The organism is Streptomyces sp. NPDC051563 (assembly GCF_044454225.1).
GTDB lineage: Bacteria > Actinomycetota > Actinomycetes > Streptomycetales > Streptomycetaceae > Streptomyces.
Genome location: NZ_JBITDL010000022.1, coordinates 113,759 through 138,260, shown reverse-complemented (window position 1 = coordinate 138,260; position 24,502 = coordinate 113,759). Strand labels below are relative to the sequence as shown.

Sequence of the window (24,502 nt, the reverse complement as noted above, 5' to 3'; positions counted from 1 at the left end):
CCCCCCCCCCCCCCCCCCCCCCCCCCCCCCCCCCCCCGCCCCCCCCCCCCCCCCCGCCCCCCCCCCCCCCCGCCCCCCCCCCGGCCGCCCCCCCCCCCCCGCGCGGGGGGGGGCCCCCCCCCCCCCCCCCCCGGGGCCCAGTTCGGCCAGCAGGTCCGTGAGGCTCTGCGGGCCGCGGGCGTTGGCGAGCACGACCTGGTGGTCCGCCGCCACGAGGATCCTGGCCAGGGTCGATCCGATCCGGCCCGTTCCGATGATGCCGATGCGCATGAGGGCTCCTCGGGTGGTCTCAGTGCGAGCGGGGGACGTCAGTCCATTCCGATCCAGACCGATTTGGTCTGGGTGTAGCTCTCCAGGGACTCGGGGCCGCACTCGCGCCCGTAGCCGGAGGCCTTGTAGCCGCCGTAGGGCACGGACGGGTCGTACTGGTTGTAGCAATTGACCCAGACCGTCCCGGCCTTGATCTGCGAGGCGACCCGGTGGGCGCGCCGCAGGTCCTTGGTGTGGACTCCGGCGGCGAGGCCGTACGCGCTGTCGTTGGCGATGCGCACGGCGTCCTCCTCGGTGTCGAAGGGGATGATCGACAGGACGGGTCCGAAGATCTCCTCCTGGGCGATCCGCATCCCGTTGTCGACGCCGGTGAAGATGGTCGGCAGGAAGTACAGGCCTTCGGACGAGGCTCCTTCGGGGGTCCAGCCGGTGCCGCCGGTGCGCAGGACGGCGCCTTCCTTCTCGCCGACCTCGATGTACGAGCTGACCTTGTCGAACTGGCCGCGGTGGGCGAGCGGCCCGAAGAGGGTGGCGGGGTCGCGCGGGTCCCCGGGCAGCAGGGCCGCGGCCCGGGTCACGAGGCGCTCGACCATCTCGTCGTGGATCGGGCGCTGGAGCAGCAGCCGGGAGCCGGCCGTGCAGATCTCGCCCTTGTTGTAGTAGATGCCGAAGAAGGCGAGCTCCTCGGCGGCGTCGAGGTCGGCGTCGGCGAAGACGATGTTGGCGGACTTGCCGCCGAGCTCCATCGTCACCTTCTTCAGGGTGCCGGCCGCCTTGCGGATGATCGACTGCCCCACGGAGGTGGATCCGGTGAAGGCGATCTTGTCGATGCCGGGGTGTCCGGTGAGGGTCTCCCCCAGTTCCACGCCCGGACCGGTGATGACGTTCAGCACCCCGTCCGGGATCTCCGCCTCCTGGAACAGCTCGGCGATCTTCAGGGCGGTGAGCGGGGTGGCGGGCGAGGGCTTGTGGACGACCGTGTTCCCGGCCGCGAGGGCCGGGGCGATCTTCGTCATCGACAGGAGCAGCGGGAAGTTGAAAGGGGTGATGGCGCAGACCACGCCCAGCGGTTCGCGCAGGGTGTACGCGAGCTGCCCGCCGGCCGGGGCCCGGGAGGAGCCGTCGACCCGGGTCACGGCGCCGGCGTAGTAGTGCATGAGCTGGGCGGCCATGGGGGCGTCGACCGTGGAGGAGAAGGCGAACGGCTTGCCCATGTCCACCGTCTCCAGCAGGGCGATCTCCTCCAGGTCGCGCTCGATGAGCTCCCCGACCCGGTTCAGCCGCAGCGCGCGCTCCTGGGCGGACAGTCTGCTCCAGGGACCTTCCTCGTACGCCGTACGGGCGGCGGCCACGGCCGCGTCCGCGTCCGCGGCGGCCGCCTGGGCCACCGGCACGATCTCCTGGCCGTCCACCGGGCTGATGTCCGGTTCGGTACGGCCGTCCCGGGCCTCGACCCAGGTGCCGCCGATGAACAGTTTCCCGGGATTGGCCAAGGGCTGGTCGCTGAGCGCGCGCTGGGGCATGGCTGTGGCTGCCTTCCGGTTTCGGGTACGAGGGGCAGGGCGCCGGGGGTGCCCGAGCGACACCCCCGGCGGCTAGCCCTGCGCGAGCTGACGTAAGAACGTCTCCGCGAGGGCCTTGGAGGAGTACGGGTTCTGGCCGGTGGTGAGCTTGCGGTCGACCACCACGTGCGAGTCCCAGATCGCGTCGGCCTTCTCGTAGCGGGCCCCGAGCCGGGTGAGTTCGGCCTCCAGGATCAGCGGGAGGCGGCCGGCCATGTTGGTGACGAGCTCCTCGCTGTGCGAGAAGGCGGTCATCCGGTAGCCGGCGAAGGGCCACTGGCCCTCGCCGTCGCGCAGGGCCAGCAGGGCGGTGTGCCCGTGGCAGACGGTGGCCAGGGGCTTGTCCTGGGCGATGGCCCAGCGCAGGATCTGCGCGAGCTCGTCGGACTTGGGCAGGTCGCCGATGGCCCCGTGGCCACCGCTGATGTAGATCCCGTCGTAGTCGGCGATGTCCTTCTCGCCCAGGCTCTCCAGGGCGATCGGGTTGCTCAGCTGCGGGGTGTTCTCTATGACGCGGGTGTACTCGGCGGCGCTGGCCGCGTCCGTGTCGGCGGAGCCCTGGGGGCGGACCCACTGGAGGAACTGGGGGTCGATGCTGGTCGCGTCGACCGTCGGCGTCTCGCCCGCGATCGTCGCCACGTCCACGGTGTGGCCCGCGTTCTTGAAGAGGGTGTAGGGAACGGCGAATTCCTCGGCCCAGAAACCCGAGGGGTGTTGTTCCCCGTCCAGCAGATGAAGCGTGGCCTTGGCCGTCATGACGACGAGAATCTTCATGACTCTTCTCCTTGGTCTGTCTGGATTCGCTGCCGATTCAACACGCCCCCCGCTAGGGGCGTAAGGGGGAGGCGCCAGGCCCGTGATACTTCGTCACGTGCGTCCAACGCCGAGATGATGGTGCGGAATTCACCGACCAGGGGGTGGTCGGGATGGGCTTCGGAGAATATGCGTTCCCCGTAGAGGGCGGCCATTTCCGGAACATAGGGAAGGATTCCGGCCAGCGGGGTCCGGTAGACCTGCTCGGCGCGCCGCCGGGCCGCCTGCCGGTCGATGCCCTCGGGCGCCATGCTCATCACCAGGGTCCGCCGGCACGCGAGGCGGCCGGTCAGGGCGATGGTCTCCTCGACGCCGAGGAGGTCGATCCGGTCGGCCCGGGCCATGATCAGCAGGACGTCGGCGCTGGCCATCGCGGTGACGGACTCGTTGTTGAGCCCGGCGTGGGTGTCGAGGAGCAGGACGTCCAGCGCGTGGTGCACGGCCAGCCGGTCGAAGCCCTCGGGGAGCAGCCCGACGTCGTAGCCGGTGGTCATGAGTTCCCGCAGGGCCGCCGTACCGGTCCGTGCCGGTACGACGTACAGGCTGCGGCCGCAGCTCGTGGCGACCTCCTGGGCGGCGGCCTCGATCTCGCACCGGCCGAGCAGGTAGTCGGCGAGCGAGGGGCCGGGGCCGAGCCGGAAGAGCAGGTCCAGGGTGGGCGACTGGATGTCCGTGTCGATCACCCCCACCCGGCGTCCCTCGGCCGCCAGGAGCAGGGCCAGGTTCGCCAGTACCGAGGACTTTCCGGTACCGCCGCGGTACGAGTGCACCACGATGGTGAGGGTCATCAGGCCACGACCTGGCGGTCGGCGCCGCCTGCGCGCGGCCCCCGCGCCGCGCCTGGCCGGTGCAGGGCCAGCATGGTGACGTCGTCGTGCTGTTCGGCTGTTCCGGTGTGTTCGCGTACGGCCGTGTCCATCCGCTCGACCACCTCCCTGCCGCTGACCGGGGGGCCGGACAGCAGCTGCAGCATCCGTTCGTCGCCGAGGAAGCCGCCGCTGGGGCAGCGCGCCTCCGGCACTCCGTCGGTGAACACGAAGAGCGTGTCGCCCGGGTTCACCTGGGCGTAGCCGAGCGTGTACACACAGTCCGGGAGCACCCCGACGGCGGGGCCGGTGACCTCCAGAGCGCGCGGCTCGCCGCCGTCCGCGTCCAGCAGCAGCGGCGGGTTGTGGCCGCCGTTGATGTAGACGAGGGAGCCGGTGAGCGGGTCGAGCACCCCGAAGAACAGGGTGGCGAAGTAGCCCTGCCGCAGGTGGTTGCGGGTCAGGTAGCCGTTGGTGGCGGTGACCGCGTTGAGCAGCGGTGTGGCGCCCACCACGGGGATGCGCCGGCTGTTGCCGGTGCGGCCGGCGGCCACCAGGTGCTGGAGGCCGCTGTTCTCGGCGGTGTGCCGCAGCAGGGAGCGGATGAGCGCCATGAAGAGCGCCGCCCCGACCCCCTTGTCGCAGACGTCGGCGACCACGAAGGCCAGGCGCCGGCCGCGGGAGAGCTCGAAGACGTCGTAGAAGTCCCCGGCGACCTGCCGGGCGGGCCGGAAGCACACGTCGATCTCCCAGCCTTCGGGGACCGGCAGCGATTCCGGCAGGAAGCCGGCCTGGATCTCCCGGCCGATCTCCAACTCCTTCTCGTAACCCATGAGTTCGGCGCGGGCGTCGGCTTCGCGCAGGGTGCGGCCGAGTCCGGCGCGCTCCGAGCAGCTGTGCAGCCGGGCCCCGACGAGGGCGGGCAGGAAGGGTGGTACGAGGTAGTCGTGCCCGATCCGGACGTGTTCCTCGAGCGCGGCGAACTCCGTCACGGTCCAGACGACCACGATGGGGGCGCCGGCCCAGCGGCGCAGCCGGCGCACGGCGGTCCGTACGGTCTCTCCGTCGGCCTGGGCCGGGGCGAGCAGTACGTCCGCTTCGGGCAGCTCCTCCAGTGGGCCGGCCAGCAGTTCGGCCAGGGTGCGCGGTACGAGTGCCGCCCCCATCTCCTCCAGCGCTCCGAGGAGTTCGAGGGGTGGTGGCGGGTACTCGTCGAGGATGATCACGGTCGTGGAGGGCATGGGTCCGTCCCCTCAGCCATCACAGTCAGCGTGCTGATGTTGCGGCCGTCCCTGCGTACGTAGTCGAACTCGTCCACGCTGGTCAGTGCGAGGTGGATGCCGAGTCCGCCGATCCGCCGCCGCTCGGGAGCGGGGTGCGGGTCGGGTGCCAGTCGCCCCCGGACGGGGTCGAAGGCCGGGGCCCGGTCCTCCAGGGAGATCCGTACCCGGCCCGGCCCGGAGCGGCCCCGGACGGTGATCCGTCCGTCGCCGCCCCGGTACCCGTGCATCACGATGTTGGTGGCCAGTTCGTCCACCGCCAGCCGGATCCGGTACGAGGCGCCCTTGCCCAGCCCCGCGCCCCCGGCCAGCCGCAGGACGAGCGCGGCGATGTCGCCCAGGGCCCCCAGGGTGGCGGGCACTTCCAGCTCGGCGGACATCTGCGCCGTCTTGACCGCCTCGTCCATTGCGGTCAGTCGGAGAGCACGATGCTGCGGTCGAGTCCCGCCGTCCGGATGGTCCGGGAGACGGGCTCGATGGCGCCGACCACCTTGATGGTGACGTGCTCCCCCACCTTCTGCTGGGCGAAGACCAGGGAGCGCAGTCCGGCGCTGGCCATGTAGCCGACGCCGGCCATGCGGATCTCGACCGTGCTGGTGCCGTGGCCGGCGGCCTTCTCGATGGTCTGGTGGAAGTCCGGCGCGGTCTTGGCGTCCAGCTCGCCCTCCAGCTCGATCACGGTGGTGTCGCCCTCGATGCTCAGGGACACGGAAAGCGGCATGTCAGGTCTCCTTCGGTACGTGGGCTGGGCTGGGCTAGAGCTCGGCGTCGGGCGTGCGGCCGACGAGGATCACGACCGAGCGCGGACCGATCAGGTACTTTCCGGCGTTCTCCAGTTCGAGTTCGGCGCCGGGGGTGCGGATGTCGTACGGGGCCTCGGCCCCGGTGTCCGCGAAGAGGTGCCAGCTGCGGCCGCCCGGGAGGGCGGGCAGTTCCAGGTCGTGCGCCTCCCAGTGGGAGTTCATGGCCACGTACACCACGTCGTCGTCACCGGTGCCGCAGCGGGCCACCGCCAGCAGCCGGCTCTCGGCCGACCAGTCGGGCTGCCAGGCCCGTTCCCCGTGCCAGCTGATGTCGGGCAGTCCGAGGCTGTCGCGGAGCTGTCCGGTGGGGTGGAGCGTGGAGCGCAGTTCGCGGTGGTGCTTGCGGAAGGCGATCATCTCCCGCGTGAACCGGAGCAGTTCGGAGTTCTCGTCGACCTGGCCCCAGTCGAACCAGGACAGTTCGTTGTCCTGGCAGTACGTGTTGTTGTTGCCCTGCTGGGTGCGCGCCACCTCGTCGCCGGACAGCAGCATCGGGATGCCCTGGCTGGTGAAGAGGATGGCCAGGGCGTTCTTCATCTGGCGCAGCCGCAGCGCGTTGACCTCGGGATCGTCGGTCGGTCCCTCGGCCCCGCAGTTCCAGCTGGCGTTGTCGTTGCCGCCGTCGTTGTTGCCCTCGCCGTTGGCCTCGTTGTGCTTGTCGTTGTAGGAGACCAGGTCGGCCAGGCTGAAACCGTCGTGCGCGGTCAGGAAGTTGACCGACGCCGAGGTCCCGCGGGTGGAGTAGAGGTCGGGCGAGCCCGCGACGCGGGTGGCGAGTTCCCCGGTGACCCCGGGGTCGCCCTTGAGGAAGCTGCGCACGGTGTCGCGGTACTTGCCGTTCCACTCCGCCCAGCGGCCGTACGCCGGGAAGTTGCCGACCTCGTAGAGGCCGCCGGCGTCCCATGCCTCGGCGATGAGCTTGGTGTGCCGCAGGACGGGATCGTAGGCGAGGAGTTCCAGCAGCGGCGGGTTGGGCAGCGGGGTGCCGTCCAGGGAGCGGCCGAGGATGGCCGCGAGGTCGAAGCGGAATCCGTCGATGTGGTAGTCGGCGACCCAGTGGCGCAGGCAGTCGAGGACGAAGTTGCGCACGACGGGGTGGTTGCAGTTCACGGTGTTGCCGGTGCCGCTGAAGTTGAAGTAGTACCCCTCGGGCGTGAGCATGTAGTACGTGGCGTTGTCGAGCCCCTTGAAGGAGATCGTCGGGCCCAGCTCGTTGCCCTCGGCGGTGTGGTTGAAGACGACGTCGAGGATGACCTCGATGCCGGCCGCGTGCAGGTCCTTGATCAGGGTGCGGAACTCGTCGCCCTGCATGCCGTAGCGTCCGGTGGCCGCGTAGCCGGCCTTGGGGGCGAAGAAGGAGACGGTGTTGTAGCCCCAGTAGTCGAAGAGCTGCTCGCCCGTCTCCGGGTTGGAGCGCATGTTGTCGCTCTCGTCGAACTCGAACACCGGCAGCAGCTCGATGCAGTTGATCCCGAGCTCCTTCAGGTACGGAATCTTCTCGCGCAGCCCCGCGAAGGTGCCGGGGGCGGTGACTCCGGAGGAGGGGTGGCGGGTGAAGCCGCGCACGTGGGTCTCGTAGACGACGAGGTCCTCGGCGGGCGTGCCCAGCGGGGTGTCGTCGCCCCAGTCGAAGTCCTGGAGGCAGACGCGGGAGCGGTACTGGTAGCCGCGGCTGCGGTCCGGCTCCACGCCCCACACGTCGCGGCCGGCGATCAGCCGGGCGTACGGGTCGGAGAGCACCTGGCGGGCGTCGAAGCGGTGGCCGGTGACGGGATCGTAGGGTCCGTCGGCCCGGTAGCCGTACTCGATGTTCTCGTGGTCGAGGCCGAAGACCGTCATCGCGAAGACGCTGCCGGTGCGGAACTCCTTGGGGAACTCCAGCTCGGCCAGCGGCTCGGCCTCGCCCCGCTTGTAGATGACCAGGGTCATGGAGGTGGCCTGGTCGGAGAAGACCGAGAAGCTGACCCCGCCGGGGACCACGTTGGCCCCGAAGGGATACGGCTTGCCGGCCCGGACGCGGTACCCGCCCACCTCGTGGGTCGGGTACGCGTCGACGCGCAGCACCTGTTCGGAGACCGGCTGGCTCATCGCGCGGCCCGCGCCTGGACGGCCGGCTTGGCGGCGGCTCGGGCGGCGGCCTTCGAGGCTGCCGCCTCCGCCTCGCCGGTGGAGAAGAAGTCGAGGAATCCGGTGGCCGACATGACGAACCGGACTTCCTCGCTCACCCCGTAGAGGGTGACGGCGACCCCGGCGTGCTGGGCCTCGCGGTAGACGACGAGCAGCGTGCGCAGCCCGGCGCTGGAGACGTAGGTGACGGCCGTCAGGTCGATGCGCAGCGGCCTGCCCTCGCGGACCAGCGGCAGCAGCGTCTGCAGCAGCGCTCCGGAGGTCTCGCTGTTGATCTCGCCGGTGGCGACGAGCACGGTTCCCGCTTTGTTGCGGCGTTCCTTCACGTTCAGGGTCATTGCTTTCCCCTCTGGGTGGGGCGCCCCCGTTGAGCGCTACTGGGCGGTCGGGCGGAGCCGGACCTTGACCTTGACCCGGCCCTGGACGTCGGGCAGCCGGACGGTGAGTCCGTCGGCGTCGAAGTCCGTGTACGGCTTCTCGTCGATCTCGACGGACGCGATCCGCACCGAGCCGGCGGGGAGCAGGTCGGGCGAGACGCGCAGCACGCGGTCCGGCAGGTTCGTCGGGTCGGGCTGGAAGTGGAAGTCCATCTCCCGGCCGTTGATGAGCAGGTTGTTGTAGACGGCGGACAGGTAGCAGAGCTCCGCCGAGTGGTACATGGACATCGAGTGGCTGCCCTTGAGCCGCTCGGTCCCGAGCAGGTACGGGGTCCCGCTCGCGAGCACGTTGAAGTAGACGGCTCCCTCGTCGTGGTCGAGGAAGAAGGTGTTGTAGAAGGACTGCGCCTGCCGGGCCTCGCGCAGGAATCCGTCACCACCGACGGTGCCGTTCAGGATGAGGTAGGCGAGGATCGCCTGCTCCTGCTGCCACCAGGCCTTGCGGTCGTGCCAGGCGAAACGATACGTCTCCTCGTCGCCCGACTTGATCCGCTCGACCACGTCGTACCAGCCGCCGCGCTGCACGTCGCTGCCGACGGCCGGCATGATCTCGCCGATCTTGCGGGCGAGCTCCTCGTAGGCGGGCTTGGCCTTCAGCGAGTTCATCCGCATCAGGTTCCAGGCGATCTTGAGGTTGTGGCCGACGACCGCGCGGTTCTGCTGCCAGCTGTGCGCGGTGTCGTGGGACCAGTCGCGGAAGAAGCGCTCCTGCACGAAGGGGCTGTTCTTGTAGTCCGGGAACTTGTCCGCGATCGTGTCGAAGGTGTACTCCAGGAAGTCCGCGTAGCGCTGCTCCCCGGTCGCCAGGTACAGGTTGATCAGGTACGCGGGCGCGTGGTCGCCGACCGAGTTCCAGTTCTTGCGCTCCGCGTTCTCCCCGAGGGACTCGTGGTCGGCGCTGAAGAGGATCGGGTCGATGTGCGAGTAGTAGCCGCCCTGCTCCGGGTCCTTGAAGAACTTGTCGAACAGCCGGATGGTGGCGTCCGCGTCGTTCTTGATCCGGATGTCGCCGGTGACCCGGTAGGTCTGGATGGGGCCGGCCAGCGCGTAGATCTGCTCGTACATCGGGATCGCGTCGTAGTCGTCGGAGAACTCCGAGGTGAACAGCTTGCGTTCGCTGTCCCCGTCGACGCTGATGCCGTGGTACCAGAAGACCACGTCCTCCTCGCTGTCCACGACGCGCATGTGCTTGCGCAGGTACTCGGTGCCGCGCTCTGCGACCTCCAGGTACTCGTCCTTGCCGGTCAGCAGGTAGGCCGAGGCCATGCCGTAGACCAGCCGGGAGATCGTGTCGGTCTCCTGGACATGACTGGCGGTCTTGTCACCGCCGAGGCGGACCTCGGTGCGGTACTCGGTGAAGTCCACCGGCCCGTCGCCGAACTGCGCCCGCTTGTAGAAGTCGGCCAGCGATTCGATCTGCTTGATCCACCAGCTGGGCTCCTCGAAGCGGTAGTCCTCGGCCCCGCGGCCCAGGAACACCAGGCGCTTGGCCTCGAAGCGGCCGCCCTGCTCGGGGTAGTGCACCCCGTAGACGTAGAGGAACCGTCCCGGCGAGAGCATCTCGTCGATGTGCCCGGAGGCGTCGATGTACGGCTCGTCCAGGTTGCGGACCAGCTCGGCGCTGGGGTCCCCGGCCAGGGAGACGTCGAACTCCCGGCCGTCCGAGGTCTTCAGCTTCAGCAGCCGGGACCCGGAGTCGAAGCGGCCGACGTAGCCGGCGATCGTGTCGGAGAAGGAGAAGCTCACGGCGTCCGCCATGTCATACACCGTCCTTGTCTTCGTGGTCGTGGCCGTGCTCGTCGTGCTCGTCCTCGAATCCCTGGCTGACCTCGACGATCACCCCGTCGGGATCGCGGACCCACACGGTCCGCCACCCGCAGATGAAGTCGTCGAAGTCCAGCGGCCCCAGGGTCACTTCGGCCGCTTCGCCGAGCGTGGCCAGGAAGGCGTCCACGCTGTCGGTCTGGAAGGCCAGGTGGCGCATCCGGCCCGCCGCCGCCGGCCCGTCGTGCTGGGCCGGAGCAGCCTGATCGGTGCCCGCCGCGAAGAGCTCCAGGTACACGTCCCCCTGGCGGAGGAAGATGATCCGGGCCTCCCCGAGGTCGACCACCCGGGCCCGGGTGAAGCCGAAGTACCGGGTGTAGAACTCCTCGGTGGTCTTCTGGTCGGCGCAGTTCAGGCCCACGTGCGACCAGACCATGGGGGCCATCAGGCCGGGCCCGGTGCGCCCGCTGCACCCGCTGCGCCGCGAGCGCCCCGGGCGCCGCGGTCGGCGGCGATCAGCTCGATGATCCGGCGGGCGAACAGGTGGTGGTGGGCCCCGGTGCGGCCGGTGACCAGGTCGCCGTCGACCACCACGTCCTCGTCCACGTACTCGCCGCCCATGTTCCGGACGTCGCCGATGAGGTTGTTGTGGCAGACGACCTTGCGGCCGCGCACCTTGTCCGGGATCGAGGCGGCCAGCCACATGCCGTGGCAGATGATCCCCTTGAGGACGGTCGGCTCCTCGAAGGCCCGGCGCAGCAGCTCCGTCGCCGGGGCCAGTACGTCCACGTCCTCGGTGTAGCGCAGCCGGTCGGCCACCATGCCGGAGGGCACGATGATCGCCGAGTAGCCCCGCAGGTCCTCGTCGCTCAGCCCCTCCAGGGACTGGGTCGCGGTGAACGGCGCCCGGTACTCGTGCCCGGAGAAGGTGATGGAGTCGTTGCCCCACAGCCGGGTCAGGAAGTCGACCTCGGCGCCCTCCTCCGCGAACCGGTGGCCGTAGTAGAAGATCTCGGGCTCGTAGAAGTCGCTCTCGACCAGGACCGCGATCCGGGTTCCGGTCAGCGCGCCTTCGCGCAGGACCACGTCAGGCACGGGACACCCCCTTCAGGAAGTCCGCCGCGCGCTCGGCGATCATCGCGATGGCGGTGTGGCAGTTGCCCGACGGGACGGCGGGCATCACGCTCGCGTCGACGACGCGCAGGTTCCGTACGCCGTGCACCCGCAGTTCGGGGTCGACGACGGAGAGGTCGTCGATGCCCATCCGGCAGGAGCCGGCCTGGTGGTGGTAGCTCTCCGACTTCTGCTTCACGAAGGTGCGCAGGTCCTCGTCGGAGACGTAGCCCGGTCCGGGCTGGAGCTCCTGCTTGTACCAGGGCGAGAAGGCGGAGGTGGCGAAGAGCTCCCGGGCCGTCTTGACGCCCTGGACCATCCGCTCCAGGTCCCAGCGGTCACCGAGGTAGTTCGGGTGGATCAGCGGGTGGGCCAGCGGATCGGCGCTCGCCAGCTTGATCCAGCCCCGCGAGACGGGGCGCACGACACCGGGCAGGATGGAGACGGTGTTGGGGTGGTCCTGGCCGACGATCACGTCGAACGGCACGTGGACGAAGGCGATCTGCAGGTCCGGCGCGGGCAGTCCGGGCCGGGAGGAGAGGAAGAGCGCGCTCTCCGACAAGTTCTGTGCGGGCGGCGGCAGTTCCTGGGTGACCTCGGCCATCAGCCCGGTCAGCACGTGGTTGTGGAAGTTCTCGCCGACCCCCGGCAGCTGGGCCACGGTGGCGATGCCGTGCTCGCGCAGCTGCTCGGGGTGCCCGATCCCGGAGAGCAGCAGCAGCTTGGGCGATTCGATCGCCCCGGCGGCCACGATCACCTCCCGGCGGGCCCGTACGGTGTGCGGCCCCGGTTCGGGAACGGCGCTGTGCCCGTCCCGGACGGTGCGCCCCGCGATCTCGGCCGGGGCCTGGAGCTGGACGTACTCCACTCCCGTGCAGGTGTCCCCGTCGAAGAGCAGCCGGGTGCTCTGCGCACTGGTGCGCAGGGTCAGGTTGGAGCGGTCGAGGGCGGGCTCCAGATAGGCGGCGAGGACGCCCTGGCGGCGGCCGTCGGCCACGTCGATGTGGTGCCAGCCGGTGCCGAAGAGGCCGCGCCGCGGCCCGTCGGTGTTGAAGTCGGCGATCTCCTCGTGGCCGAGCTCGACGGCGGCGTCGATGAAGGCCCGGGAGACCGGGTTGGGGCCGTGCCGGCCGGCGTGGGTGATCCGCTGCGGCCCGCGGGTGCCGGTGGTCGGCGCGGTGGCGTCCTCCTGGCCCTCCAGCAGCGAGAAGTAGGGCAGTACGTCCTCGTGCGCCCAGCCGGCCGCGCCCTGGTAGGCCCAGTTGTCGAAGTCCGAGGCGTGGCCCCGGATGTGCATCATGATGTAGAGGTTGCTGCTGCCGCCGGGGGCCTTGCCGCGCGGTTCGTAGGTGCGGCGGCCGTCCAGGCCGGGCTGCGGGACGCTGGTGTAACCCCAGTCGACGGGCCCGCCGAGCAGCTTGTACCAGGAGGACGGATCGTCCACCTCGGGAGGGATGCGGCCCGCTCCCGCCTCCAGGACCAGGACGGTGACGTCCGGGTCCTCGGAGAGGCGGTTGGCGAGGACGCTGCCGGCGGTGCCGGATCCCACGACGATGTAGTCGTACTCATCCACGGCCATCGCGCGCCCCCTCAGCCCTGGCCGAGCACCTGGAAGGGAACCGTGTCGTGGTAGTTCGCCATGTAGGCGATCTTTCCGTCCACGATCCGGAAGAAGTTCATGACCTCGGCCTCGATCTCCTCCCCGGAGGGGGTGACCGCGGTCAGGTGGGAGACGGCCGCGGCCTTCTCCCCGTCGACGAGGAAGTGCACGGGCTCGTTGCGGAAGACCCGGTACATGGTCCCCATGCCCTTCATCATGGACCGCAGCGTCTCCAGGCCCTCGATGTGGCCGGCGAGCTGCTCGTCCATGACCTGGTCCTCGGCGAACAGGTCGCACCAGCCGTCCCAGTCACCGGCGTTGGCGTACTCGTAGTACTTCTGCAAGATCTGCCGCGCGTCCATGGCGCTCAACCCCCTACTGGTCCCTGCGGGTTCCGTCGGGCGCGAAGGGCGCCCAGAACTGGCTGAAGGCGGTGGCGTTGTCGCCGAACAGGCCGTCGTGGCCCTCGACGATCCGGCCGTCGCGCCAGCGCATGAAGTGGAAGACCGGGTAGTCCATCCGCTCGTACGGAGAGCCGCCCGCCCCGTCGGCGCCGCCGCGCACGGCGACGTTGCGGCAGACGTCCGCGCTGCAGTCCTCGCCGACGAGGACCGCTTCGATGTCCATGCGGAAGGTGCCGCCCGTGAGCTTGTGGGTCTGGCCCATCAGCTCCAGGAAGGCGTCCAGGCTCTCGTACCAGCCGGCGAGCGGGTGGTTGCCGGGAACCTGCCAGCGCAGGTCCTCCGCGTAGTACTCCAGGATCCTGGCCCGGTCTCCGGAGCCGAGGGCGCGGTACGCCGCTTCGACCCGTTCCCGTGTCACTTCGGTCATCGTCGCTTCTCCTTCGGCGCTCAGAGGGAGGCTGAACCGGGCATGGGCGCCAGTTCGTTGACGGTGTACTGCCGGATCAGCGGCCCGTCGGGGCCGGCGACCACGGTCCAGGTCTGGTCGGCGTCGAAGCCCAGCCACGCGCTGCGGGCGGCCGGCGGGTCCCAGATCTTGGCCTGCCAGTTGACGAGGACCCGGACGATCGCCCGGTCCCCCTCGATGACGGGCTCCACCTTCGTGACCGTGTGCACCTCGTCGAAGAAGCGGTTCGTGACCGCCTCGTACCAGCGGCCGAAGCCCTGGTGGCCGATGAAGGTGTCCTCCGGGACCTTGAACTCCAGGTCCTCGGTGATCAGGGCCAGCACCTGGTCCGGCTGGACGTGCTGGTCCAGGGCCACGTACCACTTCTCGGCGAAGGCGCGGATCGCGTCCTCGGTCAGCCGCTCGGCGGGCATGCGGTCTCCTCCTGTCTGGCGTGGGTGTCGGGTCCGGGGTCCCGGGTCCGGTGTGCCGGGTCCGGTGTGCCGTGTGCCGCGTCCGGGACGGACGTCAGATCTGTACGTCCACCAGGAACGGCCCGGGGTGGGCGAGCATCCGGCCCACGGCGGCGATCGCCTCGTCGGGCTTCTCCACCCGCATCCCGCCCGCCCCGAGCGAGCGGGCCAGGGCGGCGAAGTCGATCTCGGGGTGCGAGAGGTCGAAGGAGCCCGGGAAGCCGTGCTGCGGAATCTCCCGCTCCCGCCAGTACTGGGCGATGTTGTCGTCCAGCAGCCGGTACTTGCGGTTGTTGCAGACCACGAACTTGGCCTCGATGCCGTGCCGGGCCGCGGTCCACAGCGCCTGGTAGGTGTACATCGAGCCGCCGTCGCCGGCGAAGCCCACGACGAGCCGCTCCGGCCGGGCCAGCTTGACGCCGACCGCACCCGGGAAGCCCACGCCCAGCGATCCGCCCCGGGTGAGGTGGTAGTCGCCCGGGCGCTCCGGCGGCAGGTAGCGGGTGACCAGCGGGGAGGTGGTCAGCGCCTCGTCGAAGACGATCAGGTCCCCGCCCGTGCGCTCGGCCAGGGTGCGCAGGAAGACGGCCATCGGCGAACCGTCCGCCTCCCTCGCCTCCCGCTCCGCCTGGTCCGCCCGCACCCGCTCCCGGGTCCGCGCGTCCAGCCGTCCGGCCGCCGCCGCCCGCTGCCGGGGGGTGAGCACGTGTTCCAGTACGCCGGCCAGCGCGCGCAGCGCCTGCCGGGGATCGGCGGCGATCCCGAGGTCCACCGGATGGTTCTTGGCGATCTCGTAGGCGTTCAGGTCGATGTGCACGACCCGCGCGCCGGCCCGGAAGGGGCTCTCCAGCTCCGGGAAGACCTCGGGGAAGACGTAGGTGCCGACGATCAGCACCCCGTCCGCGTTGCCGATCAGCTCCTTGCTGTGCGGGCCGAACATGTGGCCGGTCTGTCCGCGGCGCAGCGGGTGCGAGGCCGCGATGTTCACCTCGGAGGAGTCGACCTCGTACACGTCGGCGCCGAGCAGCTCGGCGACGGCGACGAGTTCGCGCTGCGCCCCGGAGAGGGCGACCCCGTCCCCGACGAGGACGACCGGCCGCTCGGCGGAGGCCAGCAGCGCCGCCGCCCGCCCCACCGAGGCGGCCGAGGGGGCCACGTCCGTGAGGGGCACCGTGGCGGGCAGGACGAGCTCGGAGTTGAGCTCGTCCAGCACGTCCATCGGCAGCGCCACGAACACCGGGCCACGCGGCGGGGTCAGGGCGATCTTCACCGCCCGGCGGATGGTGCGCAGGACGGAGTGCCGGTCGGTGACCCGGGTCGCGTACTTGGTCACCGGCTTCGCCATGGCCACCAGGTCGGACGCCATCTGCGCGTCCATGGCGTCGTAGCGGACCCCGGCGTCGCCGGCGACCACGACGAGCGGGGTGTGGCCGCGCAGCGACTGGTAGAGCATGCCGATGCCGTTGCCCAGACCCACCCCGGAGTGGAGCTGGAGCAGCGCCGCCCCGCCGGTGGCCCGGGCGTAGCCGTCGGCGATCCCGGCGGCCACCGTCTCCTGGAGGGCGAGGACGTAGTGGAAGTCCTCCGCCGCGTCGACCGCGTCGAGGAATCCCTGTTCCACCGTCCCCGGATTTCCGAACATGACGTTCAGCCCGTCGGCCTTGAACTGGTCGATCAGCCTTTCCCGTCCGGGAGTGGCTCCAGAACTCATCGAACTCCCCCTCCTTTGCGTACCGTCGTTCCGGATCACCGGAGTTACCGGAATTACCAGCCGTACCGGGTGAGACCGTTCTCCAGGACTTCCACGATCTTCTGCCCCGTGAGATACGAATCGGGGGTCGAACGACCGGTCACGAAGGGGAAGTCGACGATCACCGAAAGGGGATGGCCGAAATTCCCGTGGTACGCGCCGCGCGGCCCGGTCGCATCGCGCAGGATGTACTCCAGCGGATACGGCGGCGGCCCCATGTTGAAATCGGTACCGAGGAATCCGGTGCCGTCCTTGTAGTCGTACTCCTTGCAGTGACCGGTCACGTGCTTGCCCCAGATGATGCTGCGGCGGTCGCCCCAGTCCCGGGCGAAGGCCAGGCAGGCGACCCCGTAGCACTCGGCCGCGACGACCTTGCCCGCGTTCTTGAAGGCGAGGATCAGGGCGTGCACGCGCTCGTTGTTGGCGAGGTCCACGATCGGACCGCTGCCGCCCACGATGAGCACCGCGTCGAAACCGGCGATGTCGGCCTGGAGCTTGTCCAGATCGCGGTGGTACTGCTCCAGCTTGGGCAGATAGGCCGAGTCGCTCGTGTACGGGCGCTCGGGGGCCCACGCTTCGATGTCGAGGGGGGAGTCGAGCCTGCTCGACTGCTCGAACTCCCGGCCCAGCCGGGCGTTCTCCTCGGTGGTGACCGAGCGTCCCAGCGGAGGATCGATGTAGTTCGCGTCGAGGCTCGGCGGGAGAGCGTGGGCACGCTTCCCGGTCGGCGTGGCGAATACGACTTCATAGCCCTGCTCGTCGAACTGGGATACGGGGCCGATCAGTTCTTCGGCCCAGTAACCGTGTTCGGAGACAATGACCAGAATCTTTCTGCTCACGGATTCCTCCAGGCGCCGCCTGTTGTCGTTGGCGTCCCCCACACTGGCCGCGCCCGGGGTTCCCGTCAAAGCGCTGGCATGCGACTTCGTGAGGTAGTCGCCCAGGTCATGGGGGCACCTCAGGAAGTCGTCCGGCGATGTCATGAAGTAGCTTCCGGACTACCTGACTTCGGCCGAATCCCTGAACCGCCGCCGGGGCCCCGCCTTATGGTCTGGACGCGCCGTGAATCACGGGTGCGCCGCATCTCACGGGCGCGAAACGCGCGAGAACGCGAGAGAGGGACGGGGACGATGACGATGGACCTGTTGTGCACCCACATCGAATCGATACGTCCGGTGAAACCCGGAACCGAGGGCTGCGAGGAGTGCCTCGTCTCCGGTGACACCTGGGTGCACCTGCGGATGTGCCTGAGCTGCGGGCACGTCGGCTGCTGCGATTCCTCGAAGAACCGGCACGCCACCAGGCACTACGGGGCCACCGCGCACCCCATCGCGGCCTCCCACGAGCCCGGCGAGGACTGGGCCTGGTGCTACGCCGACAAGCTGATGCTGGACCCGGCGTGAACGCGGCACCGGAGAGCGCCGCCGCGGGCACGACGCCCCCGCGGACCGCGCCCACGAGCCACGCGCCGACGAGCACGGCCACCGCGACCGCCGAAGCCGCGGCCCGCGCGGAGAACCGCAAGCCCGTCATCCTGGCCGTGGACGACGACCCGCAGGTGCTGCGCGCCGTCCGCCGCGACCTGCGCAGCGCGTACGGGGACCGCTACCGGGTGCTCGGCGCCTCCTCGGCCGCAGACGCGCTGAAGATCCTGGACTCCCTCGACGAGCGCGGCCACGACCCCGCGCTCTTCCTCGTCGACCAGCGGATGCCGGACGTCACCGGGGTGGAGTTCCTGCTGGAGGCCGTCAGCCGCTTCCCCGACGCCCGCCGCGTGCTCCTCACCGCGTACGCCGAGACGGACGCGGCGATCACCGCCATCAACCGGGTCCGCCTGGACTACTACCTGCTCAAGCCCTGGGACCCGCCGCACGAGCGGCTCTTCCCGGTCCTGGACGACCTGCTCTCCGACTGGCTCGCCACCTACCGCCCGGCGTACGACGGGATCATCGTCGCGGGTCACCTGGTCTCCCCCGGCACCCACGCCGTCCGGGACTTCTTCACCCGCAACGGCCAGCCCTTCCGCTTCCTCAACGTCGAGCGGGACCCCGAGGCCCTGACCGTGATCGCCGCCGCCCAGCCCGACGCCGCGCTGCCCCTGGTCCGCTTCCCGGACGGCTCGGTGCTCTCCGCGCCGACGGACACGCAGCTCGCCCAGCGCCTGGGGCTGGCCACCACCGCCTCGCGCCCGCACTACGAGTGCGTCATCGTCGGCGCCGGCCCGGCGGGCCTCGCGGCCGGGGTCTACTCGGCCTCCGAGGGCCTGTCCACGCTCATGCTGGACTCCCGCGCGCCGGGCGGCCAGGCCGGCACCTCCAGCCTGATCGAGAACTACCTCGGCTTCCCCTCGGGGCTTTCCGGCGGCGACCTGACCCGCCGCGCCACGATCCAGGCCTCCCGCTTCGGCGCCGAGATCCTGCACCCGGTGGAGGTGACCTCGCTGACCCGCGACGATCCGGCGAAGATCCTGACCCTGGCCGACGGTACGGAGATCAGCGCCGAGACGGTGCTCCTGGCGACCGGGGTCTCGTACAACCGCCTGGACGCCCCGGGGGCCGACCGCTTCGAGGGCGCCGGGCTCTACTACGGCGCCGCGACCACGGAGAGCTCTGCGTGCATCTCGCAGCACGTGTTCATCGTGGGCGGGGCCAACTCGGCCGGCCAGGCCGCCGTGCACTTCGCCAAGTACGCCGCCCGGGTCACGATCCTGGTCCGCGCGGCCTCGCTCGACGACAGCATGTCCCGCTACCTGATCGACGAGATCGAGCGCACCCCCAACGTCGAGGTGCGGGTCCGCACGACGGTCGTCCGCCTGCACGGCGAGGACCACCTCGAACGCCTGACCCTGCACGACTCCGAGACCGGCGAGGACAAGGAGGTCGCGGCCCGCTTCATGTTCACCTTCATCGGCGCCCGCCCGCACACGGACTGGCTGGCCGGGGTGGTGGAGCGGGACCAGTACGGCTTCGTGCTCACCGGCTCGGACCTGATCTCCAACGGCGGCGAACTCCCGGCGGAATGGAGCCTGGAGCGCGCCCCGTACCCGCTGGAGACCAGCGTTCCCGGGGTCTTCGCGGCGGGGGACGTACGGGCCCACTCGGTCAAACGCGTCGCCTCGGGCGTGGGCGAGGGAGCCATGGCGGTCTCCCTGATCCACCGCTACCGCTCGATGGGCTGAGAGCGAACACCGGGCCGGCGCACTTGCGATCAAGCGCCGCCCGGACGCACCGTTGATTACATGATTACATCCGAGCAGAACGAGCAGCTCCGCTCCTGGTTCGCCGAGCGGCTGCCGGTGGACGTCTACGCGTCGCTCCTCTCGGTCACGGTCGACCGGGAGGAGATCACCGTCGTCGGCGAGCTCCCCGCGACCGAATCGGTCGAGGCCTTCCGCGAGCGCACCCGCGAGCAGCGCGTGGAGGTCGCCCGCGAGGCCGAGGAGCTCTACCGCCGCAAGGTGTCCTGGGCCGCCCAGTCGGGCGAGGAGCGGACCCTCTTCACCCACCTCGCGGTCCCCGTCATGACCCGCCTGCGCCAGCCGGAGCGCCAGGTCCTCGACACCCTGGTCGCGGGCGGCGTCGCCCGCAGCCGCGCCGACGCCCTGGCCTGGTGCGTCCGCCTGGTGGGACGCAACACCGACACCTGGCTGACGGACCTGCGCGAGTCCCTGGACCGGGTCCAGCAGGTGCGCGCCGAGGGTCCGGACCTCGCCGACTCCCAGAAGTCCGGGTCATAACGGCGAAAGATCCCCCGGCGCCCGCAAGATCGCGCAAGCCTGGCACGGACCACCGGCGATCAACGCCCGACCCCAGGGAGAGGCCGCACATGACCACCACCGTCGAATACATCCGCTACCGGATCGCATTGGACGACCAGCCGGCTTTCGAAGACGCGTACGTCAGGGCCGCCGAGGCCCTCGCCGCCTCGCCGGAGTGCATCGACTACGAACTCGCCCGCTGCGAGGAAGAGCCCGAGCGCTACATCCTGCGCATCCGCTGGACCTCGATCGACGCCCACCTGAACGGATTCCGCAAGGGCGAGCACTTCCCCGCGTTCTTCAGCGCGATCCGCCCGTACGTCACGGCCATCGAGGAAATGCAGCACTACCTCGTCACCAAGGTGGCCGGCCCCGGAAAGGGTTCCACCCCGTCATGAGCACCACATCCGGCACCACGCCCAGCATCTACGAGTGGATGGGCGGCGAAGAGTCGCTGAACCGCCTCACGGACGTCTTCTACGCGCACGCCCTGCAGGACGAGATCCTGGCCCCGGTCTTCGCGGGCATGGATTCCGAGCACCCCCAGCACGTGGCGGTCTGGCTCGCGGAGGTCTTCGGCGGCCCGAAGCAGTACACCGCGTCCCACGGCGGCCACCAGCACATGGCCACCAAGCACCTGGGCCGCGGCATCACCGAACAGCAGCGCCGCCGCTGGGTGGACCTGCTGGCGGACACGGCCGACGAGGTGGGCCTGCCCACGGACCCGGAGTTCCGCGCGGTCTTCGCGTACTACATCGAGTGGGGCACCCGCATGGCCCTGATCTACTCGGGCCCCAACCCGCCCCCGGTCGACGCGGCCGACATCCCGGTCTGGTCCTGGGGCCAGACCCCGCCCTGGATCCCGAAGTCCTGATCCGGCAACCCGGCGGAGCCCCCGGGCTCCGCCGGGGCACATTCGGCCCGGCCTGGCGCATGCGGCCCGGCCCGGGCACATTCAGCCCGGCCTGGCGCATGCAGCCCGGCGCGGGCGCATACGACCCGGCCGGGGCACATTCAGCCCCGCCGGCGTTTGAGGCGCGGGGTCCGGGGCGGAGCCCCGGCAGCCGGCCCCGGGCCGGATTCGGCGAGCAGCACCGTCAGCACCGGCCCGTCACCCTCGTCCCCGGACCCGTCCCCGGACCCGGACCCGGCCCGCCAGAAATCGACGGCCTCCTCCAGGATCTCGCTCAACGTCTCCCAGTCCGCGGGCCGAGCCTCCGCGTACGCCCGCCACGAGGTCACCACGAGCAGCCGCCCCGGCGCAGCCGGCAACCACGACAGATCCCTCAGCGCATCGGCCAGCGCGTCCCAGTTCCCCCCGAAGTACTCGGGAACCTCCAGCGCGGCCCCACAGCGCCGCATCAGCTCCGCCTTGCTCCGTACGCCGTCCAGATCCAGCCGTACGGTCGCCCATCCGGCGGCCTCGGCCGCGTCGAGCGCGGGGGCCAGGGGCCGCGGGTCCAAGGTCATCGGAGAACCGCCTTGAAGGTGTCGTAGTGGTCGTCCGTGTAGAAGAACTCCCCGCCCCCGCCGGCCACGATCCGCCGGGCCCCACGGTCCCGCTCACCGGGCGTCTTCACGGTGAACTCGTGGTAATAGCCACGCTTCTTCTGCGGCAGGACCTTTTCGAAATTGCCGAACACGGTCCCGTCCTGCCGGTACTGGTACGGCCCGCCCTTGTCGATCAGCGCCAGCACGTCCCGGGCCTGCTGCGGCAATGCCGAGGCCCGTACCGTCGCCATGCCCTTCGCCCATCCGGGCGTCGGCACGGCGGAACTCGCCGCCCCGCTCGGGGCAACGTCAACGCCGGAGCCGGCACTCGCGCTCGTACTGGTGGCGGCGGCAGGCGCGGGTTTCTTCCCGCTGCAACCCACCGCACCGACCAGCGCCGCGCAGAGGAAAACGGCCCCCAACACACGCAGCAACGATCGGGGCACGTTCCGAAAGATCATGCACCGATCGTGCCAAATATCCGATTCTCCCGCGAGTCGCGCGGTGTCTTCAGAGGGCGGACATCTTGGTGTACGGACTCAGGATGCGCTTACGGACCTCAGGCCCGAATTCGACGAGGACAGCGATCCCCTCCTCAACGGCGACGACACGGCCGAGGCCGTGCTCATCGTGAGAAACCCGGTCGCCCACGCTGAAGTGCCGGAGCGGCGCTTCCACGGGGGCCTTGAACGGGCTGGACGGCAGATGGCGGCGAGGTACTGCGGACTTTGTCATTGCACCCAGTATGCGCCCAGCAGGCCGTCGAACGGTCCGCCGTTCGGATCTCAATTACGGCACCATCCGCATCGGCGAACCTCACGTGCCCGCGTTTGACCGGCATTCGTCCGGACATTCGGACCAATCCGCACCATCACTCGTCGGGGTCGGCCCGCTCCAGCGCCGGCCGCAGACCGGGCTCGGATTCGGTCAGCAGATAGTCCGCGACAGCGGTGTCGGTTACCAGGCTGGTGACCAGTCCCGAGCGCAGCACCGCGCCGATGGCGGACGCCTTGCGCAGCCCGCCGGCGATGGCGACGACCTCGGGGATCCGGCGCAGCCGGTCGGCCTCCACGGTGATGCACCGCTCGCCGAGGTCCCGCCCGACCCGGCGCCCCTCGGCGTCGAAGAGGTGGGCCGACATCTCGGCGGCGACGCCGAGCGAGGCGTAGTGCGCCCGCTCCTCGTCGCTCAGCATGTCGTGGACGGTCGAGATGCCCGGCTCCCAGGACCCGATGGAGACGGCGGCGACCGTCACCTTGTCGAAGTACTCGAAGGCCCGCGCGATCCCCGTCTGGTTGCGCAGGGCGGCGGCGGTGGCCGGATCGGGCAGCAGCATCGGGGCGTAGATGGGGTGGGCGTCGCCGCCCGACACCTGCGCGGCCCTGCGCACGGCCTCCACGGACCCGCGCTCGGCCGTCCCGGCGTCGTACACGCCCGTCAGCTGGACGACGGTGCAGGGGGGCAGCCGGTGCAGGGAGGCGGCCATGTGGATGGTCGACCGGCCCCACGCGAGGCCCAGTACGTCCCCCTCGTTGACGAGCTCGCCCAGCAGATCGGCGGCCACGGCACCCAGGTTCTCCGGGTCCGGCGCGTCCTCGGTGGCATCGGCGGGAGACTCCACGACCACGGCGTGCCGCAGCCCGTACCGGGCGCGCAGCGCGTCGGACCGCTCCGCGTCCAGCTCGGCCGGCACGCGGATCTCGATGCGTACGAGGTCGCGCTCCAGGGCGGTCTCCAGGACCCGGGCCACCTTGAAGCGGCTCACGCCGAACTCCTCGGCGATCTGAATCTTGGACTTGCCCTCCAGGTAGAAACGGCGCGCCATGGCAGCCGCCTGTACGAGCTCCGCGGGTCCCATCCGCAGGGCTGACCGTCCCGCCGACATTGCAGACACCGCGTTCTCCTCACTGCTGTTCACACTCTCGTGTTCACACTCTCGACTCGCCGTTCATCCTGTCAGATCCGACGGCCGTTGATCAGCCCGGACAGCTCCCGTTCACCGAGCTGTTCACCAAGCCTTGTCTCAGTGGTCGCACGCCCAGGGCGCGGCGGCGATCGCCGCACCCGCCTGCTCACGCAGCGTGCGTACGGCTGCCGCCGGATCGACCGCTCCGTAGACCGCGCTGCCCGCCACGAACACGTCCGCGCCGGCCTCCGCGCACCGCTCGATGGTCGTCGCGGAGACGCCTCCGTCGACCTGGAGCCAGAGCTCCAGACCGTGCCGGGAGATCAGCTCCCGGGTACGGCGGATCTTGGGCAGCATGATGTCGAGGAAGGGCTGCCCGCCGAAGCCGGGCTCCACGGTCATGATCAGCAGCATGTCGAGCTCGGGGAGGATGTCCTCGTACTGCTCGATGGGCGTCGCGGGCTTCAGCGCCATGGACGCCCGCGCCCCCTTGGCCCGGATCTCCCGCGCGAGCCGTACCGGTGCGGCCGCGGCCTCGGCGTGGAAGGTCACGGAGCCCGCGCCGGCCTCGATGTACTGGGGGGCCCAGCGGTCGGGGTCCTCGATCATGAGGTGCAGGTCGAGCGGGATGTCCGTGGCCCGGCTGAGCGACTCCACGACCGGCACCCCGAGGGTGAGGTTCGGGACGAAGTGGTTGTCCATGACGTCGACGTGCAGCCAGTCGGCCCCCTGGACGGCCTTCGCCTCCTCGGCGAGCCGGGCGAAGTCGGCGGACAAGATGCTGGGATTGATCTGAACGGCCATGCCCCAAGCGTGCCATGCCGCCGACGCCTTCCGGCCACTACCCCGGAAGTGGAGGGCGGCCGTGCGGGATCGGGCGTCCCCGCCCCGGCTGGCCGGGCATTCGCCCCCTCATCCGGCCGTGCCCCGGAGCGGGTCCGCGTAGCGCGCCGCGAGGGTCTCGGCGCGGTCGCGCAGCCACGTGCGCAGGGACTCCGGGGCCAGGGCCTCGGCGTCCGTGCCGAGCTGCCACAGGGCCCAGCGGGCGTGCCGCGCGTCCTGGAAGGTGACCTCCACTCGCAGCCGGCCGTCCGCCTCGGGTTCCTCGGCGCGGACCGCCAGCGCGGTGTCCAGCAGCTCCTCCCGGCGGTCGGGGTGCACCCGGAGCAGTACGGCGATGTGGTCGCCTCCGGAGAGGAAGCGCGCGGAGCGTTCCCGCCAGATCCGGTCCAGGTCGACCCGGTCCGGCCGCTCGGCCGGCTCCGGCAGTTCCTCGGCGGCCAGGACCCGCGACAGCCGGTAAGTGCGGTCTTCGCCGGCCCGGGTGGCCAGCAGGTAGCCCCGGTCCCGTACGGTGACCAGCCCGATCGGGTCCACCGTGCGCCACCGGGGCGGCTCGCCCGTGGCCTCGTAGCGGATCCGGAGCTTGTGTCCCGCGAGCACCGCACGCCGGACCTCGATCATCGTGCCGCCGGGCACCTCCGCGGCGGCCGGCCGCCGCGAGAGCAGGTCGGCCTCGGGGTCGACGAGGAACCGCCGGGCCGCGTCGCTCGCGGCGGACCGGTGGCCCTCGGGCAGCGCGTCGACCACCTTGCGCAGCGCCGAAGCGAGCGCCGGACCCAGGCCGAACACCTGCTCCCCGCGCCCCGGTCCGGCGGCCAGCAGGGCGAGGGTCTCTTCGTGGTTCAGGCCGGTGAGCCC

The 24,502-nt window shown here is 70.6% G+C and carries 28 protein-coding genes and 1 pseudogene; 5 read left to right on the top strand and 24 right to left on the bottom strand.

Annotated elements, in window-relative coordinates; all coding sequences use genetic code 11:
* The 18 genes from ACIA8F_RS25975 to ACIA8F_RS25890 form a co-directional block, all read right to left on the bottom strand.
* The coding region (locus ACIA8F_RS25975) for an NAD(P)-binding domain-containing protein (RefSeq protein ID WP_399382243.1) at positions 1-270 on the bottom strand (270 nt) is incomplete at its 3' end.
* Between the two features lie 38 nt (positions 271-308).
* Complete coding sequence (locus ACIA8F_RS25970) at positions 309-1,793, bottom strand: aldehyde dehydrogenase family protein (RefSeq protein ID WP_399382242.1); 1,485 nt, start codon at positions 1,791-1,793, stop codon at positions 309-311.
* A 72-nt stretch (positions 1,794-1,865) separates the two neighbouring features.
* On the bottom strand, positions 1,866-2,606 hold the full coding sequence (locus tag ACIA8F_RS25965) for a type 1 glutamine amidotransferase domain-containing protein (protein ID WP_399382241.1): 741 nt from the start codon (positions 2,604-2,606) through the stop codon (positions 1,866-1,868).
* A complete protein-coding gene (locus ACIA8F_RS25960; protein WP_399382238.1) occupies positions 2,603-3,433 on the bottom strand; it encodes an AAA family ATPase in 831 nt (276 codons plus the stop codon). The genes ACIA8F_RS25965 and ACIA8F_RS25960 overlap by 4 nt, the downstream gene beginning before the upstream one ends.
* The gene (locus ACIA8F_RS25955) at positions 3,433-4,692 is read right to left on the bottom strand and encodes a PP2C family protein-serine/threonine phosphatase (RefSeq protein ID WP_399382236.1); all 1,260 of its coding nucleotides are present in this window, start codon (positions 4,690-4,692) and stop codon (positions 3,433-3,435) included. Before ACIA8F_RS25955 ends, ACIA8F_RS25960 begins: the two co-directional genes overlap by 1 nt.
* The gene (locus ACIA8F_RS25950) at positions 4,674-5,138 is read right to left on the bottom strand and encodes an ATP-binding protein (RefSeq protein WP_399382234.1); all 465 of its coding nucleotides are present in this window, start codon (positions 5,136-5,138) and stop codon (positions 4,674-4,676) included. Before ACIA8F_RS25950 ends, ACIA8F_RS25955 begins: the two co-directional genes overlap by 19 nt.
* A gap of 5 nt (positions 5,139-5,143) precedes the next feature.
* The gene (locus ACIA8F_RS25945; RefSeq protein ID WP_383954414.1) at positions 5,144-5,452 is read right to left on the bottom strand and encodes an STAS domain-containing protein; all 309 of its coding nucleotides are present in this window, start codon (positions 5,450-5,452) and stop codon (positions 5,144-5,146) included.
* 34 nt (positions 5,453-5,486) lie between these two features.
* On the bottom strand, positions 5,487-7,622 hold the full coding sequence (gene glgX, locus ACIA8F_RS25940) for a glycogen debranching protein GlgX (protein ID WP_399382231.1): 2,136 nt from the start codon (positions 7,620-7,622) through the stop codon (positions 5,487-5,489).
* Positions 7,619-7,999, bottom strand: a complete 381-nt coding sequence (locus ACIA8F_RS25935) for an STAS domain-containing protein (RefSeq protein ID WP_399382229.1) — start codon at positions 7,997-7,999, stop codon at positions 7,619-7,621. Before ACIA8F_RS25935 ends, glgX begins: the two co-directional genes overlap by 4 nt.
* A gap of 36 nt (positions 8,000-8,035) precedes the next feature.
* Positions 8,036-9,856 carry an AGE family epimerase/isomerase gene (locus ACIA8F_RS25930; RefSeq protein WP_399382228.1) on the bottom strand — a complete coding sequence of 607 codons (1,821 nt, stop codon included), beginning with the start codon at positions 9,854-9,856 and terminating at the stop codon, positions 8,036-8,038.
* 1 nt (position 9,857) lies between these two features.
* A complete protein-coding gene (locus ACIA8F_RS25925) occupies positions 9,858-10,298 on the bottom strand; it encodes a VOC family protein (RefSeq protein ID WP_399382227.1) in 441 nt (146 codons plus the stop codon).
* A gap of 8 nt (positions 10,299-10,306) precedes the next feature.
* Positions 10,307-10,957 carry a DJ-1/PfpI family protein gene (locus ACIA8F_RS25920; RefSeq protein ID WP_399382226.1) on the bottom strand — a complete coding sequence of 217 codons (651 nt, stop codon included), beginning with the start codon at positions 10,955-10,957 and terminating at the stop codon, positions 10,307-10,309.
* Positions 10,950-12,554, bottom strand: coding sequence for a GMC family oxidoreductase (locus ACIA8F_RS25915; protein ID WP_399382225.1), 1,605 nt, complete (start codon positions 12,552-12,554; stop codon positions 10,950-10,952). The genes ACIA8F_RS25920 and ACIA8F_RS25915 overlap by 8 nt, the downstream gene beginning before the upstream one ends.
* Before the next feature lie 11 nt (positions 12,555-12,565).
* Positions 12,566-12,937 carry a nuclear transport factor 2 family protein gene (locus ACIA8F_RS25910; protein WP_399382224.1) on the bottom strand — a complete coding sequence of 124 codons (372 nt, stop codon included), beginning with the start codon at positions 12,935-12,937 and terminating at the stop codon, positions 12,566-12,568.
* Between the two features lie 13 nt (positions 12,938-12,950).
* Positions 12,951-13,406, bottom strand: a complete 456-nt coding sequence (locus ACIA8F_RS25905; protein WP_399382223.1) for a nuclear transport factor 2 family protein — start codon at positions 13,404-13,406, stop codon at positions 12,951-12,953.
* A gap of 20 nt (positions 13,407-13,426) precedes the next feature.
* Positions 13,427-13,858: a nuclear transport factor 2 family protein gene (locus tag ACIA8F_RS25900; RefSeq protein ID WP_399382221.1), complete on the bottom strand. Its 432-nt coding sequence runs from the start codon at positions 13,856-13,858 to the stop codon at positions 13,427-13,429.
* A 94-nt stretch (positions 13,859-13,952) separates the two neighbouring features.
* Positions 13,953-15,608, bottom strand: coding sequence for a thiamine pyrophosphate-binding protein (locus ACIA8F_RS25895; RefSeq protein WP_399382219.1), 1,656 nt, complete (start codon positions 15,606-15,608; stop codon positions 13,953-13,955).
* 53 nt (positions 15,609-15,661) lie between these two features.
* A complete protein-coding gene (locus ACIA8F_RS25890; protein ID WP_274547903.1) occupies positions 15,662-16,486 on the bottom strand; it encodes a type 1 glutamine amidotransferase domain-containing protein in 825 nt (274 codons plus the stop codon).
* Between the two features lie 291 nt (positions 16,487-16,777).
* Here ACIA8F_RS25890 and ACIA8F_RS25885 point away from each other — a divergent pair, with 291 nt between their 5' ends.
* The 5 genes from ACIA8F_RS25885 to ACIA8F_RS25865 all read left to right on the top strand — a co-directional run bounded on the left by ACIA8F_RS25885 (position 16,778) and on the right by ACIA8F_RS25865 (position 20,278).
* Positions 16,778-17,050: a UBP-type zinc finger domain-containing protein gene (locus ACIA8F_RS25885; protein WP_399382217.1), complete on the top strand. Its 273-nt coding sequence runs from the start codon at positions 16,778-16,780 to the stop codon at positions 17,048-17,050.
* 131 nt (positions 17,051-17,181) lie between these two features.
* Positions 17,182-18,825, top strand: coding sequence for an FAD-dependent oxidoreductase (locus ACIA8F_RS25880; RefSeq protein WP_399382251.1), 1,644 nt, complete (start codon positions 17,182-17,184; stop codon positions 18,823-18,825).
* A 60-nt stretch (positions 18,826-18,885) separates the two neighbouring features.
* Positions 18,886-19,383, top strand: a complete 498-nt coding sequence (locus ACIA8F_RS25875) for a hypothetical protein (RefSeq protein WP_399382215.1) — start codon at positions 18,886-18,888, stop codon at positions 19,381-19,383.
* A gap of 89 nt (positions 19,384-19,472) precedes the next feature.
* Complete coding sequence (locus ACIA8F_RS25870) at positions 19,473-19,802, top strand: putative quinol monooxygenase (protein WP_399382213.1); 330 nt, start codon at positions 19,473-19,475, stop codon at positions 19,800-19,802.
* A complete protein-coding gene (locus ACIA8F_RS25865) occupies positions 19,799-20,278 on the top strand; it encodes a group II truncated hemoglobin (RefSeq protein ID WP_399382211.1) in 480 nt (159 codons plus the stop codon). Before ACIA8F_RS25870 ends, ACIA8F_RS25865 begins: the two co-directional genes overlap by 4 nt.
* Positions 20,279-20,418: 140 nt before the next feature.
* Here the strand turns inward: ACIA8F_RS25865 and ACIA8F_RS25860 are convergent, their stop codons facing one another.
* The 6 genes and pseudogenes from ACIA8F_RS25860 to ACIA8F_RS25835 form a co-directional block, all read right to left on the bottom strand.
* Positions 20,419-20,874 (bottom strand): barstar family protein, encoded by a 456-nt coding sequence (locus ACIA8F_RS25860; protein ID WP_399382209.1) that lies wholly within the window; start codon positions 20,872-20,874, stop codon positions 20,419-20,421.
* A complete protein-coding gene (locus ACIA8F_RS25855; RefSeq protein ID WP_399382207.1) occupies positions 20,871-21,356 on the bottom strand; it encodes a ribonuclease domain-containing protein in 486 nt (161 codons plus the stop codon). The genes ACIA8F_RS25860 and ACIA8F_RS25855 overlap by 4 nt, the downstream gene beginning before the upstream one ends.
* A gap of 49 nt (positions 21,357-21,405) precedes the next feature.
* Positions 21,406-21,630 carry a hypothetical protein gene (locus ACIA8F_RS25850; protein WP_243334368.1) on the bottom strand — a complete coding sequence of 75 codons (225 nt, stop codon included), beginning with the start codon at positions 21,628-21,630 and terminating at the stop codon, positions 21,406-21,408.
* Between the two features lie 136 nt (positions 21,631-21,766).
* The gene (locus tag ACIA8F_RS25845) at positions 21,767-22,780 is read right to left on the bottom strand and encodes a sugar-binding transcriptional regulator (protein ID WP_243334549.1); all 1,014 of its coding nucleotides are present in this window, start codon (positions 22,778-22,780) and stop codon (positions 21,767-21,769) included.
* Between the two features lie 138 nt (positions 22,781-22,918).
* Positions 22,919-23,605, bottom strand: coding sequence for a ribulose-phosphate 3-epimerase (gene rpe, locus ACIA8F_RS25840; RefSeq protein WP_399382205.1), 687 nt, complete (start codon positions 23,603-23,605; stop codon positions 22,919-22,921).
* 108 nt (positions 23,606-23,713) lie between these two features.
* Positions 23,714-24,499: pseudogene (locus ACIA8F_RS25835) on the bottom strand (helix-turn-helix transcriptional regulator); the annotation flags it as partial.
* Positions 24,500-24,502 lie beyond the last annotated feature (3 nt).